Raw genomic sequence first — 14,883 nt, 5'->3', positions numbered from 1 at the left:
TTATTTATTGTTCCTTCTATTTTTTAATTTATTAGCACGAAATTCTAAATATTCTTTGAAGTCATCTTTTAATTCTTCAGTTTCTTCTGAATCTAATTTTTTTCCTTTAGCTACAGATCTGAAAAGTCCTTTGGTTAATTCATAAAAATCGTCATCACTTGTATTTTTTTTATTTTCATCTATTAATTGATCAACCGTAACTCCTAGTACTTTAGCTACTTTTGTTAAATTTTTAGTGGAAGGAGTTTGAGTTTTCCATTTATATATTGCGTTTTTTCCTAATCCTGCTTGTTCGTTTAATTTAAGTAAGCTTAAACCACGCTCATTAGCCATACTTTTTACGTTATCAAATAAAGTCATAAAAAAATCTCCTAAATTTTAGATAATTAGCTTGATAATTTTAGACAATTGGGTTACTATTAATTCATCAAGTAATTAAGCAATAAAATAAGCTTAAGTTAAAATGCTCTATTCGAAAAAACGGTAGATTGGATAAAGCTTTTATCTTATTTTCTGTACCCTTATTATAGACGATTGTCTAAAAATGTGCAACTATTTGATAAACAAATTATGAAAGGTAGGTGACTTTAAATGCTAGATCAAACATTGATTGAAGCTGCTAAAAATACAGAAACAGAATTTAAGATGGCTTTACTGAAGCATGGTATTACTCAGCGCGAAATGGCATCAATGTTAAATTCTAATCCTGCTCAAATTAATCGTGCGATTAAAGGTGATGTATCACCCAAGTCCAATGAATTGAGAAGAAAAATGAAACACATTTTAGATATTAAATAGGAGGATATTTAAATGAAAGAATTGATCAAAGTAACTATTGAAAATAATCAACAGTTAGTTTCAGCTAGAGATTTGCATAAAGGTTTAAAGTCAAAGAAAAAGTTTTCAGCTTGGTTTGATCAAGCATCAGATGGATTCATTGAAAACATTGATTTTGTGAGGGAACCTGAAAGTTACCTCACAAAAAGTGGCAATAGAGGTACATTTAGGAAATATGATGACTATGCCATAACAATTGAAATGGCAAAAGAACTTTCGATGATGAGTAAAACCGAACAAGGTAAGAAGTATCGAAAGTATTTCATTGAATTAGAACGTAAATGGAATGATCCAGCAGAAGTAGTCAAACGTGGTTATCAGATTTTGCAAGATGAAAATAATCAACTTCGAATTGAAAATGGCGAACTGAAGCCTAAAGCATTGTTTGCTGATGCGGTTAAAACAAGTGACACTAGTATTTTAGTTGGTGAATTGGCAAAGATTATCAAACAAAACGGTGTAAACATCGGACAAAATAGATTGTTCCAGTGGATGCGCGAAAAAGGATACCTTATCAATGGTAAAAGATCAGATCGTAATATGCCAACTCAAAAGTCTTTAGATTTAGGACTGTTTGAAATCAAAGAGCGTACTTTTCAAAATCCAGATGGAAGCGTAAAAGTAACAAAAACTCCCAAGGTCACTGGAAAGGGGCAACAATACTTCATTAACAAATTTTTAGGTCAAGAAATTATCAAAGAACAATATGTACTGGACGTATAGAAAGGGAGAACATTGTGAACTCTAAAAATACAAAAATAAACTTTCTTTCTAAAATATCAAACTTTGATTTATTAAATGAATTGGCGAAGAGAAGTTCTTTAGATTTGTATGATTTGACTTGCTTATTAAACGATGCAAATACATTTTTAAAAGTTGCATCTGATTATTTTGAAGATCTTGAAGACTTATTTAGAAATGAAAAGGTCCAATCTTTTAAATACGCATTCTCTAGAAATCACGAAATAATTAGTCTTTCTCTTTTTAAAATTCAAGGTAACATAAATAAATCTTTAAAAGAAATAGATAGTTTGAATACTGATAGACCAAAAAAGGAGTGATAATCGTGGTCCAGAAAATAACGAGCACAGTAGAAATTACCATTCCATCAGAATATGTACTAGTTAAAAAATCAGAGCTTGAACAGTTACAGGAACGTTCAGACTATGACTGCTGGTGGAACTCTAAAGATTTAAAAGAACGCTATGGACACGACTTACAGTGGTTTCGTGAGCATGTTTTATACGTTTCTCGATTTAAACGGCAACTAAGTAAGTGTGTCAAATATCCTAAAGCTTCAGGTAAGAATGGTTGGCAATTTGAACCACATGGTTTTAGCCAATTTATGCAAGATTACTTTGGCGAGATATGTAATGAGAGGAGGTGAAAAGCATGGTTGTACCAATTGATGTCATTAGTGTAGTTATTGGTGTTTTGTTTGGCTACGGACTCAAAGATCTAGTTGATGCTAAAGGAGGTTGGAAAAATTTATGGGGACTGTAAACAAAAAAGACGCCACAGAGCAGGCACTCTGGTTGGCGTCAAATGCAATATTCATTACAGATTTAAGTATAACACGAAAGGAAGATGAACATGCCAGTCAAAATTGACAAGTTAGAAATTGAAAATGTTAAACGGGTTAAAGCTGTCGAAATTGTACCATCAGATAACGGTTTAACTATTGTTGGTGGCAAAAATAACCAAGGTAAGACTAGCGTGTTAGATGCGATTGCTTGGGCATTAGGTGGTAACAAATACAAACCGTCGCAAGCACAGCGTGAAGGTTCAGTAACACCACCCAAATTGCATGTGGTATTGAACAATGGCTTAATTGTTGAACGTAGTGGCCCAAAATCAAATTTGAAAGTGATTGACCCCAATGGTGAAAAAGCGGGGCAACAATTGCTCAATAGCTTTGTTGAAGAATTAGCCATTAATCTTCCGAAGTTTATGAATGCCAGTAATAAAGAAAAGGCTAATATTTTGTTACAAATTATTGGCGTCCAAGAGCAATTAGTTAAGTTAGAACAACAAGAAACGCAAATTTATAACCGGCGTCATGAGCTTGGGCAGATTGCCGATCAAAAGAAAAAGTATGCCGAAGAGCAACAATATTATCCTGGTGTACCCAAAGATTTAGTAGCTGTCTCGGATTTAATTCAACAGCAACAAACGATACTGGCACAAAATGGTGAGAATGAACGCAAACGCCAACAGCTTAGTCAATTAATGAATCAATCGCAACAAGAAGAAAGTAAGATTCAACAATTAAAAGACCATCTAAATAAGCTTCAAACACAACACGAACAAACGCTCAATGATGTTGAAATTGCCAAGCAATCTACTGAACAACTGCAAGATCAATCTACCGCAGAGCTGGAACAGAACATTGCTGATGTGGATGAAATTAACCGCAAAGTGCGAGCTAATTTGGATAAGGATAAAGCTGAAGAAGACGCCAAGGACTACACCAACCAGTATGTTCAGTTGAGTACCCAATTAGATAATGTCCGACAACAAAAAGCCGACTTATTAAAGCAAGCACAACTACCATTACCAGGTTTATCTGTTGAAGATGGTGAGCTGGTTTATCAAGGCCAAAAGTGGGATAACATGTCGAGTTCTGATCAACTCAAAGTGTCCACGGCGATTGTCCGTAAGCTTAAACCAGAATGCGGCTTTGTATTGCTAGATAAGTTAGAACAAATGGACTTAGAAACTTTAAAAGAGTTTGGTGATTGGCTTCAAGCTGAAGGCTTACAAGCTATTGCCACCCGTGTTTCAACTGGTGATGAATGTTCAATCATTATCGAAGATGGCTATGGTGAAACAAAAACTGCCACTACTAATTGGCAAGGAAAGGGAGCATTTTAATGGAAATCACAAGTGGAATTGTTCCGAAAGCACAAAAAGTTGTGTTGTACGGGGTAGAAGGAATCGGCAAGACAACTTTTGCGAGTCATTTTCCTAAACCGGTCTTTATTGATACTGAAGATTCATCTAATTATTTAGATGTTAACCGATATCCCAAACCCACGAGTTGGGAAATGTTGATGCAAGAAGTTGAAGAAACTATTGTAAATCGACCATGTCAAACTTTAGTTTTGGACACAATTGATTGGGCCGAAGATTTATGCAAAAAGCATCTTTGTTCGCAAAACGGTTGGAAAATGATTGATTCAACCGATTATGGGAAACGTTATGTTGCATTAGCGACAGAAATGGGTAATTTACTCAACAAATTAAGTGAAGTTATTGATTGTGGAATAAACGTTGTGGTTACCGCTCATGCCTGGTTACGGAAGAAAGAAGAGCCCGATGAAATGGGGGCTTATGACCGATATGAGTTGAAGTTAGAAAAGAAAACTGCGCCAATGGTCAAAGAATGGGCAGATATGGTTTTGTTTGCGAATTACAAAACCATTGTGGTCACCGACAGTAAGACTAATTCTAAAAAAGCTCAAGGTGGGCAACGGGTAATGTACACAACCCACCGCCCAACATGGGACGCTAAGAACCGGTTAGGCTTAGCAGATGAATTGGACTTTGATTATAACCAAATTGCTGATGCGTTTAATAAAGTGACACCCAAACTAGCACCAATAGAACAATCAACCATGCCTGAGCAGCCACCTTTACCTCCTGAACCAGCAATGGAACAGGAAGCACCGCAAGCTGATCCACGAGAAGAACAAACAGCGACAGAAACAATCCCGGCTGTTATTCCAAAAGCTGTTGCTGATTTAATGCAATTAAATCACGTTTCTGTGGATGAGATGCGCCAAATTATTTATGTCGGTGGTTTTATGCCAGTTGATACGCCGTTAGAAAATGTACCAACTGATTTATGGCAACATTTAGCTTCTAAGTGGGATGCGGCTATGGGCCTATTAAATACAAAAGTGAGAAAGTAGGAAAAATAACATGAACAACGAAAATGAATTTATCAGCTGGGACGGTGCGTTTGAAGCTGAGGAAACCCAATTTGTAACTTTACCAGAAGGTAAATATCCATTTGAAGTTACCGATATGGAACGGAAAAATTACGAGGGTAATTCTGATAAGATTCCCAACGGAGCACCATTTGCTGAAGTTACCGTTAAGATTACGTCGCAAGATGGTCAGTCAACGTTAATTAGAGAACGTCTTTATTTATTGAAGAAATTCTCTTGGAAATTAACGCAATTCTTTAAGGCAATCGGGCAACCGGTTGTTGATGGACAGCAATTTAAACCTAATTGGAACCAAGTTGTGGGTAGTAAGGGGCAGGCTGAAGTAGAGATTAACCATTATCAAAAAGAAGGTCAAGACCGGACGAACAACAGAGTTAAAACATTTTTGAAACCCGATCCTAATGCCACAGTTGTTAATACACAACCACAAACACCACCAACCCAGGCACCAGTTCAAAACGGTTATCAACCAGGAACCGGAGCATTTTAATGGGGTGTAAATTATGGAATTACGACCGTATCAACAAACGTCAATTGAGAAAGTGCAAGCTGAATGGCAAAAGGGTCATCAAAGAACCTTACTGGTACTTCCGACCGGAACCGGCAAGACCATTGTGTTTACTAAACTAGCTGAAGAGCTAGTGCGCCAAGGGCAGCAAGTATTAATTATGGCTCATCGGGGCGAATTATTGGAACAAGCAGCCGATAAATTATATCAAGCAACTGGGTTAAAAGCGGCCGTAGAAAAAGGCGAACAAACCAGCGTTAATTCTTTCTATCGCATCACAGTTGGTTCCGTGCAAACTTTGCAACGAGACCAGCGTTTAAAGCAATTTCAACCTGATAAATTCGACACGATTATCGTTGATGAAGCCCATCATATTCTTTCAAATGGCTATCAACGAGTGATGGATTATTTCAAAAGTGCTCAAGTTTTGGGCGTTACTGCGACAGCGGATCGGGGTGATATGCGCAATCTTGGTGAATACTTTGACAGTTTAGCCTATGAGTATAGTTTGCCGGCAGCTATCAAAGATGGTTATTTGTCACCGATTAAAGCTATTACGATCCCATTAAAACTAGATATTTCGGGTGTCAAGCAACAATCGGGTGACTTTTCTACGAAAGATTTAGGAACGGCCTTGGATCCGTACCTGGAACAAATTGCTGTCGAGATGACAAAGTATTGCGCTGAACGCAAGACCGTTGTGTTCTTACCGCTAGTTAAAACTTCTCAAAAGTTCTGCCACATGCTCAAACAGCATGGTTTAACTGCTGCTGAAGTGAATGGCGAGTCTGTTAACCGGAAGCAAATTTTACAAGATTTTGCCAATGATAAATACCAAGTATTATGTAATTCCATGTTACTAACTGAAGGTTGGGACTGTCCAGATGTTGATTGTGTTGTTGTTTTACGACCGACAAAAGTGCGAGCCCTTTATAGCCAGATGGTTGGTCGCGGAACCAGAATTGCACCCAATAAAAAGGACCTCTTGTTATTAGATTTTTTATGGCACACCGAACGCCATGAACTATGTCATCCGGCAAGTGTGATTGCCACCGATGCTAAAGTTGCTCAAAAGATGACTGAAGATATTGAACAAGCTAATGGCGAAGCAATTGATTTGCAAGAAGCGGAGCAAAAAGCTAGCGATGAGGTGGTTGAGGAACGTGAGGATTCTTTGGCGGATCAATTAGCAGTAATGCGCAAACGTAAGCGCAAGTTAGTCGATCCATTGCAATTTGAAATGTCCATTCAATCAGCGGACTTGGCTAATTATGTACCTCAATTTGGTTACCAGATGGGACCGGCAACCAAAAAGCAAAAAAGTGCTTTAGAAAAAATGGGTATTTTTCCTGATGAAATTGAAAATGCTGGAAAAGCCGAAGTCTTATTGAATCATTTAAGCAAACGACGTGATGCAGGGCTGGCCACTCCAAAGCAGATTAGATTTTTAGAAAAACGCAACTTTAAACACGTTGGTACTTGGGATTTTGAAGCGGCTAAAAAGATGATTAATCGAATTGCTGCCAGTGGTTGGCGCATTCCCAAAAATATTAAGCCGGCAGAATATCAACCACAGAAAGGATAGTTTATGGAAGAGAAATTTGATTTGTTACCTCTTTTAGAATATATCAATCCCGCTTCTTTGAGCTATCAAGAATGGGTCGATGTTGGAATGGGGTTAAAGCACGAAGGCTACACTGCTCAAGATTGGGCTAATTGGTCTCAAAGTGACAGTAGTCGTTACCATGAAGGTGAATGTGAAAGTAAGTGGAATAGCTTTGATGGTGCTGATTCACCAATCACTGGGGCGACGATTACGCAAATGGCAAAAGATAATGGGTGGCAACCAGGTAGTGGCGATGACACAGCTTTTGGCTGGGACGATAGCTTTATGGCGACCGAGTCCAGAATTGATAAAGGATATAAGCTATTTAATACCGATTGGATTATGGGCGAACAAGTTGTGGAACCTAAGAATTGGAACCCCGCCCAACAGATTATTGATTATCTTAATGCTTTGTTTCGACCGGGAGATATTGTTGGGTATGTCAATAATGCCTACCCGAAAACGAGTAATGAGAGTGGAGCAGTCGAAAAGTGGTTACCGTCAAAAGGTATCTATACGCGGACAGCCGGCGAATTAATTGAAGAATTACAACGCAGCCATGGTGATATTGGAGCGGTAATGGGCGACCCGAATCCCGAAGCGGGGGCGTGGGTGCGACTTAACCCGTTAGACGGACAAGGTGTTAAAAATACAAATGTGGTTGATTACCGGTATGCCTTAATTGAATCTGATACCACAGAAATTGAAAAGCAAAATGAAATCTTGCATAAACTTGAATTACCAATTGCAGCCCTTTCCTATTCTGGTCATCGTAGCTTACACGCCATTGTGAAAGTTGATGCGATTAATTACCCACAATATCAAGAACGAGTAGATTATCTTTTTAAAATCGTTGAGAAAAATGGTCTGCAAGTTGATAAGCAAAATAAAAATCCATCACGTTTAACACGGTTACCGGGGTTTCAGCGCGGAGACCAAAAGCAATTCTTGATTGATAAGAACATTGGTAAAGCTAGCTGGGAAGAATGGGAAGAATATATTGAAGATTTAAACGACAACCTGCCCGATATCGAAAGTTTAGATACCTTGTTTGATCAAGAAATTGTCTTAGCTCCCGAATTAATCCATGGCATGCTACGTCAAGGACACAAGATGTTAATTGCGGGACCGTCGAAAGCTGGTAAGTCATTTGCCTTAATGGAATTGGCGATTGCCATTGCCGAGGGGTGGGATTGGCTAGGATTCAAATGCACCCAAGGTCGCGTGCTATATGTCAATCTTGAGTTAGACGAACGTTCTGCTAAAAAACGTTTTGTTGAAATCTATAACACGATTGGTAAAGGACACCCAGATGTCAGCAATATTGATGTATGGAATTTGCGGGGTAAGACGAGTCCAATGGATAAATTGGCCCCGAAGTTGATTCGCCGGGCAATGAAAGAAAATTATATTGCAGTCATTATTGACCCAATTTATAAAGTTTTAACTGGCGACGAAAATTCAGCGCATGAGATGGCCAATTTTACTAATCAATTCGACAAGATTGCTACGGAATTAAATTGTGCAGTGATTTATTGCCACCATCATTCAAAAGGTAATCAAGGTGGTAAAAATTCAATGGACCGTTCTAGTGGTTCAGGAGTGTTTGCCCGTGACCCAGATGCCATTTTAGATTTAATTGAATTACCAGTTAGTGAAGACCGCTATGCGCAATTGGAAAATGAAGAGATTTGTCGTGTTTATCAACAAGCCATAAAAAAGTACGCACCTAGTTACGATGCTGTCAGTTTGGATGATCAGTCAAGCAAATCACAGATGAGTCATCATTTAATGAGTGCAGTTGCTAGCTTGCCAAACTCTCAAGTGATTTTAAAGACAGTCGAAGCGGTCAAAGACCAAGCAATATCAGTTGTTCGTCAAGAAACGGCTTGGCGATTAGAAGGTACGTTGCGCGAATTTCCGAGATTTGCACCAATTAATGCTTGGTTCAGATATCCAGTACACGTTTTAGACGATTCACTAGCTGATATTCAATTGGAAGAAGATCCAAAAGAAAATCATAAGCGCAAGGCTACTAAAGGTAGCGCTAATGATAAATGGTTAGAAGGAACTCAAAGGTCCAATCAAGAACGTAGTCAAAAAGCTCAGCAGGAGTTAGAAGAAGCATTCAATATTATTAGTGAAGATGGAAAAATTGCAAACATTAGTGATATAGCTGCTTATTTGGGAATAAAAAGACAAGCTGTTTACAACAGGGTTAGAAAACATAAAAATTTTCACGCTGAGGACGGAAGATTAATTAAAAATTAATTTAATGTTTTCTATTCATGGCTATTAACATCTAGTCATATCTAAAAAAGATAGCATTCGTAATTGCTAATCTAGGAATTAATAGTTTTTACCTAGCTCTTACAACCCTGCAAACTGCTTGTCCGTCAGTTACTTCATAGCTCTCCTCTCAGGAGAGATAGCTATGAAGGGTAACAAGACGAGGAGCAAGTGGTGCTGTGACAGATTTTTAAAAATAAAAAATTAAAGGAAGATTAAAATGTATGAGTTTTTTATGCCAATGAAAATTCCAACTGTGACGCATCAAGAAAAACAAGTACATGTGGTTAAAGGTAAGCCAATATTTTATGAACCAGCAGAATTAAAGGATGCACGGCAAAAATATTTGGATAGCTTAGCTCAACATGTACCTAAAGAAAAGTTTTACGGCAGTGTGCAGTTGATGATTAAGTGGTGCTTTCCAATTAAAGGTAAACACGTTGATGGTGAGTTCAAAGATACCAAGCCTGATTTGGATAATTCGGTTAAGCTGTTGCAAGATTGCATGACGAAGTTAGGATTTTGGCAAGATGATCGTTTTGTGGTTAGCTTGATAACTGAAAAATTTTGGGCGAAAGTCCCCGGTATTTATATTCGAATTGAGGCGGTGTGATTGGAGTTTTGGAAGAATGTCTTCACTGATTTATTGCGAGTGATGTGGCAATCAAACAAAAAATTACAACAGTTAGATTTTGGTTCAGTGGAATATTGGGAATGGCTAAGTGACCGCTTGAGTCAAATTGAGTTGAAGTACAATCATCATCCGTTAGTAGTGAAGTTTTTAGTGGCTATTTTTGAATACCAAGATGAGAGTTTACAAGCTAAGGGGGCAGAACATGAACCCAATGTTAAAGGTAATGCCGCAGATTCAAAAGCTGGAAGATGAATATGGCGACTTGATGCACGTACCGGATGACAATTTAGAATTGAAGCAAATTCGTCGGACCATGAAAGTCGTGAAGATTGATCCACAAAGAGCCGTAGAAGATAAAAAGTTAGTCAACAAAGCTTTAATTTATATGGCTAATCATAACGCCGGTATGGTTGAAACTGCGCAAATGTTGCAGATTGATTATTGCCGACTTAATCAAGCATTTAATAATAATCATGTGCAGTTGCCAATTATTTATTCAGAAAAGATATGTAATGACCACCGAGTTTATTACACGGACAATTTGAAAAATATTACTAAGTTTTTGGATTGTTCTAAAACGCAGTTGGTTAATGCTAAACGAGAACACGAACGTGTAAATGGCTATCAGATTGAGAGTTGCCGGGTGTCGTCAATTAATGTGCCGTTGTATGAGCGGTTGGATTTTTTGGTTCATTGAGGAGGAATATAAATGAAAATTGATATTAATTTAAGTGATGTTCAAGAACAATTGAATGATATGAAGAATGATTCTTCACACAAAACTAGTTTAATAAATAGTATTAATGGTCAAATTAATTATGCTGTTAAGAATGGCTATAATCCAAAGCTATCGTTTGATATTCCCGAAGTTAATGTACCACAGTATGTAGCTAATACGCTAAATGAAGTTGAGAACGGAAATGTGACGTTAGAAGAGTTGATTAAAAAAACAATGTCTACGTCTTATGTTGCTAATGGCGAAGATGAATTAGACACCATTTTATGGTGCAAAGATAATGGACCATTAGCATTATTAAATGCTTATCAAATTGGTTGGAAAGTAAAAAAGCCGAAATACTATATTCACTTCAAACAAGAGTCGGGATGCGCTTATTTGCAGGCCGATCCAAATACTCTTAGTAATGCTGCTGAATGGGAACTCGGAACCAATGAACAAATAGATGATACGTATCAAAATCAATTCACTATGCGTGAAATTGAAGAACATTTCCCGCAATTTAAACCATTTGCTGAGCTGGTAGAAAAGGAAGGAGAGTGAATTATGTACGTCGTAAAAACTGGTAATTATTTTTATCAAGGGCAAAAGGATCCAGTATTTGCTAAAGAAGGAAATATCTTGTTTGCTAAGTCTTTTAGTGAGGCTTGTGTTTTTAAGAAAATTGAAGCAGCCAATAAGATTGCTCAAGAAATCAATGGTCAAATTTACTCAATTAACTTGAAATTGGCTATGTATGATTCAAAGGAGGCTTAAGATAATGAACGGTAAAGTATTACAATTTAAAGGACAGATTGACAGTTTTAAGACTAAAGATGATGAAGTGACAATTCAATTTAAAGCCAATACCAAAGATATTTCATTGGACCGTTTAAATGAATTTACTAAAGATATGATCAGTGTCAATTTAGAATCGGCACAGACAGAATTAATCCCTCAAAATGAGTAATAAAAAAACTCCGGTCGTTAAACCGCAGCTTCTAACATCGTAATTAAATTATATCATAAAGGAGCTGGCGGCTTGGGATTATTCGATGAGTTGGACAACAAGCAAAGTAGAGCAAACGCGCGGAATGTTTTAAGTAAATTTAGAATGTGGGCACGAATAGCGGATTATCACATTGACACCCTCAAGTCGCCAATCATTGACGGTATGCCTAAAGCTACCAGTGGTGACCATGACGGGCAGATGATACCACTGCTCACTAAATTAGACCGTAAGCATGAAGCACAGATGGATATTGATGAGATGACCACGGCTATTTTGAAGTTGGACCGGGAAGAATGTTTGAGTTTGTATTACACGTATTTAGTGCCTGAAAAACTAAAAGATTTAGTCATTTCCGAACGGATTTACCACAATCTAATATCGGTGCGAATGATGCAAAATCGACGTGATCGGGCGTTAATTGGATTCTGTGAAGTTTACCAGAACGGCAGGTTGTTAGTTTTTAAATAATCGTGTTATAATGACTTTGCGAGATGTTAGGAAATCTTAGCATGGAAACACAAAAGCCACTCCTACGGCGAATAGGAATGGCTTTTTTACGTATTAATGTATTTTTTTAATATTTATTTTGTAATCCGAGATATTTTATGCAATAATTACCAATTATTAAATAAATATGGTATATTTAGTGTTGCAAATAAAATAATTGCCTTATTTAGAATAAATGGAGGTTAGCCATGAGTGATTATAAAAGCTTGAAAATTTATTCTTACCAAAATCCTGGGGAACCTATTGATAAAGAATTGGATAAAAGGCAAAACGGGTATGGGAGTATAAAATTTCCTTTATATATAAATCCTATAGATACTAGAAATAAAGGAAACGAAGTTAGACTTTCAGATAAATTGCAATTGTTTTTTGTTCCTATACCTACTTATAATTCTTTATTAAATGCTATTAGAAAAAATTCCAGTAAAATAAAGAAGATCATTGACGAACTACCTGGTATTGCAAGTAATCAATTTTTTATGCAAAATGCTTATTAAGGAAATAAAAGGAACTAATGATATTGAAAATGTTTATTCAACTACTGAAGAGATTAGCGATGCTATAGTTAATGCTGATAATAAAAAGAAAAGTGTTAGACTTCAGTCATTTGCAAAAATGTATTTATCTATTCAAAAACAGGAAGTAACCAAAATACAATCTTTAAAAGATATAAGAGATTTATATGATTTTCTTTTAAAAGGAGAAATATCTAACAATAAGTTGCCTGATGGAAATTTATTTAGAGATCATTTCGTTAGAATTGGATCAAATGATATAACAGTTCATTTGCCTAAAGATAATGAAGCTGATATAAGTAATCAATTGGATAATTGGATTCATTTTATCAATTCTGATGATTTTGATTCTATATTAAAAGCTTGTGTGGCACATTATTATTTTGAGTATATTCATCCTTTTTATGATGGTAATGGCAGATTAGGTAGGTATATATTTTGTAGTTATATTGGTAAGAAAGTTGATCCGTATACTGCTATTAGCTTTTCATATCAAATAAATTTAAAGAAAAAAAGGTATTACAAAGAGTTTGCAGAAGTAGAAAATAAAAAGAATTTTGGTGAAATAACTTTTTTTGTTACTTCTTTGCTTAAATATTTAGTATCAGGACAAAAATATGTCTTAGAGCAGTTAGAACTATCTAGGAATATGTTAGCTTTTATTGAAAAAAGTCTTGATGATGTCACCCAAGATGAAACACAAAGCCAAATATTATACGTTTATTCTCAAGCGTTTTTATTTAACGATATAGATGGAAGCATTGATGATAATACTATGAAAGAATTTATGAAAAAAGAATATAATTTGCCTTCTAAACGGACTAGAGAAGAATTGGATGCTTTAGAAAAGATTGGTTTTATTGAAAAAGTTAAAAAACGGCCAATTAAAAGAAGAATAGGTAAAAAATTCTTGAATGCTATAGGCTTGGATATGTAATCTTTGCTCAAAAATTTCGTAATCTGGGGGAAATCAGAAGGAAATGTTATGGGCGAAAAGCTGGATTTCAGAGGTATTATGGTAGTGTAAATAATTTAGGGAGCTGGACTAATAGTCTGGCTTTTTTAATGTCTTGGCGATATGATTGTGCTGAGGTGATAAATATGTTGATGCGTATAAGATTACAATTATGCTCAATTAATATACGAGAATATTTGAGGATGTATCGTTTTTTTATTGTTTTATTATTTGCTTTTTTGTGCGTTATATTATGCATTTATTCAAGGTATGCAATCGGGACTTAAGGCAGATAGAGTAAGGATTACTAATCCAATTAGTTTAACTGTTAAATTTCATAATGTAAAATTTAATAAAAAATTTTCAAAAAATCATCATGTTAAAAGCATTGATTTTGTAATGACAGGAACTAAAATTCGTCCTAAGAATTTAAAATTCACTAAAGAAGTTAATGGAAAAACAAAAAAATACATGTCTAATAATGTATATCATAGTAAAACATATAAAAAACTATTAAAAAAAATTGAACATAAACTTAATTTTTATGTGGCTTTATTTATTCTTGTATATAGTTTTGTTATAGTACTTTTTTATCCCACTGTAAACTGTTCAGGTCTTAAAGAAATAATTTTAATTTTTACCATAATTGTGGCTTTTGTGAATTTCTGTTCATCAAATTTATATTTAATATTAGTTATACTTCTTTTTAATACCCTATCAAATTCTTTTATTGATATAAGGACATATTTATTTGAAAAAATTTGTAGTAAATAAGCTTTAATACTTATTATGAGTGCTTTTCTATTTTCAAAATTAGGAGGTGTGGTGAGATGATGTGACAGTACACAAAAATTCACAAAATAAAGCTTTTCATAGCTTGAATAGTGACCGTAAAAAGGCGGTCAAATTGCTGTTTGAAGATACCTTGACCGATGAAGAAATTGCTAAACAAGTGAATCGTAGTCGTAGGACTTTGGCTAAGTGGAAGAATGATCCATTGTTCATTGAAGCTCAACGTGAATATAGTATTTCGCAATTAGACGAGGCTTTGCCAGATTCCATTAAAGAGCTAATCAAATTAATCAAGCATGGCAAATCGGAAATGGTTAAACTTCAAGCAATTCAAACTGTTTTTAAGCGAGCAGGGCTATTTTCGGACAATGGTTCGCCTGATTTAGATAAAGCTAAAGTACGCAAAGCACTTGCTGAAGCACGTATTTCTGAGCATCAAGCTGATCAATTGGAATTGGATGATTCTAATGATGCTGCAATTGATATTAACTTTAATATTCCAACAAAGGAGGGAACGGATGGTTGAAGTAAGTCTAAAAGATAACGTCTCACCAGCTTTT

General features: G+C 35.8%; 21 protein-coding genes. 20 read left to right on the top strand and 1 reads right to left on the bottom strand.

Going from position 1 to position 14,883, the window contains the following annotated elements; translation table 11 throughout:
* Entirely contained in the window at window positions 1-360 is a 360-nt protein-coding gene (locus tag AC3B5B_RS00105) for a helix-turn-helix domain-containing protein (protein ID WP_489768990.1), read from the bottom strand.
* Window positions 361-591: 231 nt separating this feature from the next.
* Here AC3B5B_RS00105 and AC3B5B_RS00100 point away from each other — a divergent pair, with 231 nt between their 5' ends.
* The 20 genes from AC3B5B_RS00100 (at window position 592) to AC3B5B_RS00005 (ending at window position 14,849) form a co-directional block, all read left to right on the top strand.
* Complete coding sequence (locus AC3B5B_RS00100) at window positions 592-798, top strand: helix-turn-helix domain-containing protein (protein WP_489768989.1); 207 nt, start codon at window positions 592-594, stop codon at window positions 796-798.
* 12 nt (window positions 799-810) lie between these two features.
* Window positions 811-1,560, top strand: a complete 750-nt coding sequence (locus AC3B5B_RS00095; RefSeq protein WP_489768988.1) for a phage antirepressor KilAC domain-containing protein — start codon at window positions 811-813, stop codon at window positions 1,558-1,560.
* Window positions 1,561-1,574: 14 nt separating this feature from the next.
* Complete coding sequence (locus AC3B5B_RS00090) at window positions 1,575-1,898, top strand: hypothetical protein (RefSeq protein ID WP_489768987.1); 324 nt, start codon at window positions 1,575-1,577, stop codon at window positions 1,896-1,898.
* Window positions 1,899-1,903: 5 nt separating this feature from the next.
* Complete coding sequence (locus tag AC3B5B_RS00085; RefSeq protein WP_489768986.1) at window positions 1,904-2,224, top strand: DUF771 domain-containing protein; 321 nt, start codon at window positions 1,904-1,906, stop codon at window positions 2,222-2,224.
* 206 nt (window positions 2,225-2,430) lie between these two features.
* On the top strand, window positions 2,431-3,711 hold the full coding sequence (locus tag AC3B5B_RS00080; protein WP_489768985.1) for an AAA family ATPase: 1,281 nt from the start codon (window positions 2,431-2,433) through the stop codon (window positions 3,709-3,711).
* Window positions 3,711-4,751 (top strand): ATP-binding protein, encoded by a 1,041-nt coding sequence (locus AC3B5B_RS00075; protein WP_489768984.1) that lies wholly within the window; start codon window positions 3,711-3,713, stop codon window positions 4,749-4,751. The genes AC3B5B_RS00080 and AC3B5B_RS00075 overlap by 1 nt, the downstream gene beginning before the upstream one ends.
* Before the next feature lie 10 nt (window positions 4,752-4,761).
* Window positions 4,762-5,280, top strand: coding sequence for a hypothetical protein (locus AC3B5B_RS00070; protein ID WP_489768983.1), 519 nt, complete (start codon window positions 4,762-4,764; stop codon window positions 5,278-5,280).
* Between the two features lie 13 nt (window positions 5,281-5,293).
* The gene (locus tag AC3B5B_RS00065; RefSeq protein ID WP_489768982.1) at window positions 5,294-6,883 is read left to right on the top strand and encodes a DEAD/DEAH box helicase; all 1,590 of its coding nucleotides are present in this window, start codon (window positions 5,294-5,296) and stop codon (window positions 6,881-6,883) included.
* Window positions 6,884-6,886: 3 nt separating this feature from the next.
* The gene (locus AC3B5B_RS00060) at window positions 6,887-9,175 is read left to right on the top strand and encodes an AAA family ATPase (protein ID WP_489768981.1); all 2,289 of its coding nucleotides are present in this window, start codon (window positions 6,887-6,889) and stop codon (window positions 9,173-9,175) included.
* Between the two features lie 238 nt (window positions 9,176-9,413).
* Entirely contained in the window at window positions 9,414-9,806 is a 393-nt protein-coding gene (locus AC3B5B_RS00055) for a RusA family crossover junction endodeoxyribonuclease (protein ID WP_489768980.1), read from the top strand.
* The gene (locus AC3B5B_RS00050) at window positions 9,807-10,079 is read left to right on the top strand and encodes a hypothetical protein (protein WP_489768979.1); all 273 of its coding nucleotides are present in this window, start codon (window positions 9,807-9,809) and stop codon (window positions 10,077-10,079) included.
* Window positions 10,030-10,524: a hypothetical protein gene (locus AC3B5B_RS00045; protein ID WP_489768978.1), complete on the top strand. Its 495-nt coding sequence runs from the start codon at window positions 10,030-10,032 to the stop codon at window positions 10,522-10,524. Before AC3B5B_RS00050 ends, AC3B5B_RS00045 begins: the two co-directional genes overlap by 50 nt.
* 12 nt (window positions 10,525-10,536) lie before the next feature.
* Window positions 10,537-11,106 (top strand): DUF1642 domain-containing protein, encoded by a 570-nt coding sequence (locus tag AC3B5B_RS00040; protein WP_489768977.1) that lies wholly within the window; start codon window positions 10,537-10,539, stop codon window positions 11,104-11,106.
* 3 nt (window positions 11,107-11,109) lie between these two features.
* A complete protein-coding gene (locus tag AC3B5B_RS00035) occupies window positions 11,110-11,319 on the top strand; it encodes a hypothetical protein (protein ID WP_489768976.1) in 210 nt (69 codons plus the stop codon).
* A 4-nt stretch (window positions 11,320-11,323) separates the two neighbouring features.
* Window positions 11,324-11,512, top strand: a complete 189-nt coding sequence (locus AC3B5B_RS00030) for a hypothetical protein (protein ID WP_489755846.1) — start codon at window positions 11,324-11,326, stop codon at window positions 11,510-11,512.
* Between the two features lie 72 nt (window positions 11,513-11,584).
* Window positions 11,585-12,022: an ArpU family phage packaging/lysis transcriptional regulator gene (locus AC3B5B_RS00025; RefSeq protein ID WP_489768975.1), complete on the top strand. Its 438-nt coding sequence runs from the start codon at window positions 11,585-11,587 to the stop codon at window positions 12,020-12,022.
* 227 nt (window positions 12,023-12,249) lie between these two features.
* Complete coding sequence (locus AC3B5B_RS00020) at window positions 12,250-12,558, top strand: hypothetical protein (RefSeq protein ID WP_489768974.1); 309 nt, start codon at window positions 12,250-12,252, stop codon at window positions 12,556-12,558.
* Window positions 12,521-13,513 (top strand): Fic family protein, encoded by a 993-nt coding sequence (locus AC3B5B_RS00015; protein ID WP_489768973.1) that lies wholly within the window; start codon window positions 12,521-12,523, stop codon window positions 13,511-13,513. The genes AC3B5B_RS00020 and AC3B5B_RS00015 overlap by 38 nt, the downstream gene beginning before the upstream one ends.
* Before the next feature lie 237 nt (window positions 13,514-13,750).
* Window positions 13,751-14,305 carry a hypothetical protein gene (locus AC3B5B_RS00010; protein WP_489768972.1) on the top strand — a complete coding sequence of 185 codons (555 nt, stop codon included), beginning with the start codon at window positions 13,751-13,753 and terminating at the stop codon, window positions 14,303-14,305.
* Between the two features lie 61 nt (window positions 14,306-14,366).
* A complete protein-coding gene (locus AC3B5B_RS00005; RefSeq protein WP_489768971.1) occupies window positions 14,367-14,849 on the top strand; it encodes a phBC6A51 family helix-turn-helix protein in 483 nt (160 codons plus the stop codon).
* Window positions 14,850-14,883 lie beyond the last annotated feature (34 nt).

The sequence above is a fragment of the Bombilactobacillus sp. ESL1187 genome, from assembly GCF_058107155.1.
The sequence above is the reverse complement of the archived record's forward strand: the minus strand, read 5'-3'. Positions and strand labels throughout refer to the sequence as shown.

Excerpts from the sequence above, each read along its gene's own strand:
- AC3B5B_RS00105 (WP_489768990.1), bottom strand. The coding sequence starts at position 360 with ATGACTTTATTTGATAACGTAAAAAGTATGGCTAATGAGCGTGGTTTA.
- AC3B5B_RS00100 (WP_489768989.1), top strand. The coding sequence starts at position 592 with ATGCTAGATCAAACATTGATTGAAGCTGCTAAAAATACAGAAACAGAA.
- AC3B5B_RS00095 (WP_489768988.1), top strand. The coding sequence starts at position 811 with ATGAAAGAATTGATCAAAGTAACTATTGAAAATAATCAACAGTTAGTT.
- AC3B5B_RS00080 (WP_489768985.1), top strand. The coding sequence starts at position 2,431 with ATGCCAGTCAAAATTGACAAGTTAGAAATTGAAAATGTTAAACGGGTT.
- AC3B5B_RS00075 (WP_489768984.1), top strand. The coding sequence starts at position 3,711 with ATGGAAATCACAAGTGGAATTGTTCCGAAAGCACAAAAAGTTGTGTTG.
- AC3B5B_RS00070 (WP_489768983.1), top strand. The coding sequence starts at position 4,762 with ATGAACAACGAAAATGAATTTATCAGCTGGGACGGTGCGTTTGAAGCT.
- AC3B5B_RS00065 (WP_489768982.1), top strand. The coding sequence starts at position 5,294 with ATGGAATTACGACCGTATCAACAAACGTCAATTGAGAAAGTGCAAGCT.
- AC3B5B_RS00060 (WP_489768981.1), top strand. The coding sequence starts at position 6,887 with ATGGAAGAGAAATTTGATTTGTTACCTCTTTTAGAATATATCAATCCC.
- AC3B5B_RS00055 (WP_489768980.1), top strand. The coding sequence starts at position 9,414 with ATGTATGAGTTTTTTATGCCAATGAAAATTCCAACTGTGACGCATCAA.
- AC3B5B_RS00045 (WP_489768978.1), top strand. The coding sequence starts at position 10,030 with ATGAACCCAATGTTAAAGGTAATGCCGCAGATTCAAAAGCTGGAAGAT.
- AC3B5B_RS00040 (WP_489768977.1), top strand. The coding sequence starts at position 10,537 with ATGAAAATTGATATTAATTTAAGTGATGTTCAAGAACAATTGAATGAT.
- AC3B5B_RS00035 (WP_489768976.1), top strand. The coding sequence starts at position 11,110 with ATGTACGTCGTAAAAACTGGTAATTATTTTTATCAAGGGCAAAAGGAT.
- AC3B5B_RS00030 (WP_489755846.1), top strand. The coding sequence starts at position 11,324 with ATGAACGGTAAAGTATTACAATTTAAAGGACAGATTGACAGTTTTAAG.
- AC3B5B_RS00020 (WP_489768974.1), top strand. The coding sequence starts at position 12,250 with ATGAGTGATTATAAAAGCTTGAAAATTTATTCTTACCAAAATCCTGGG.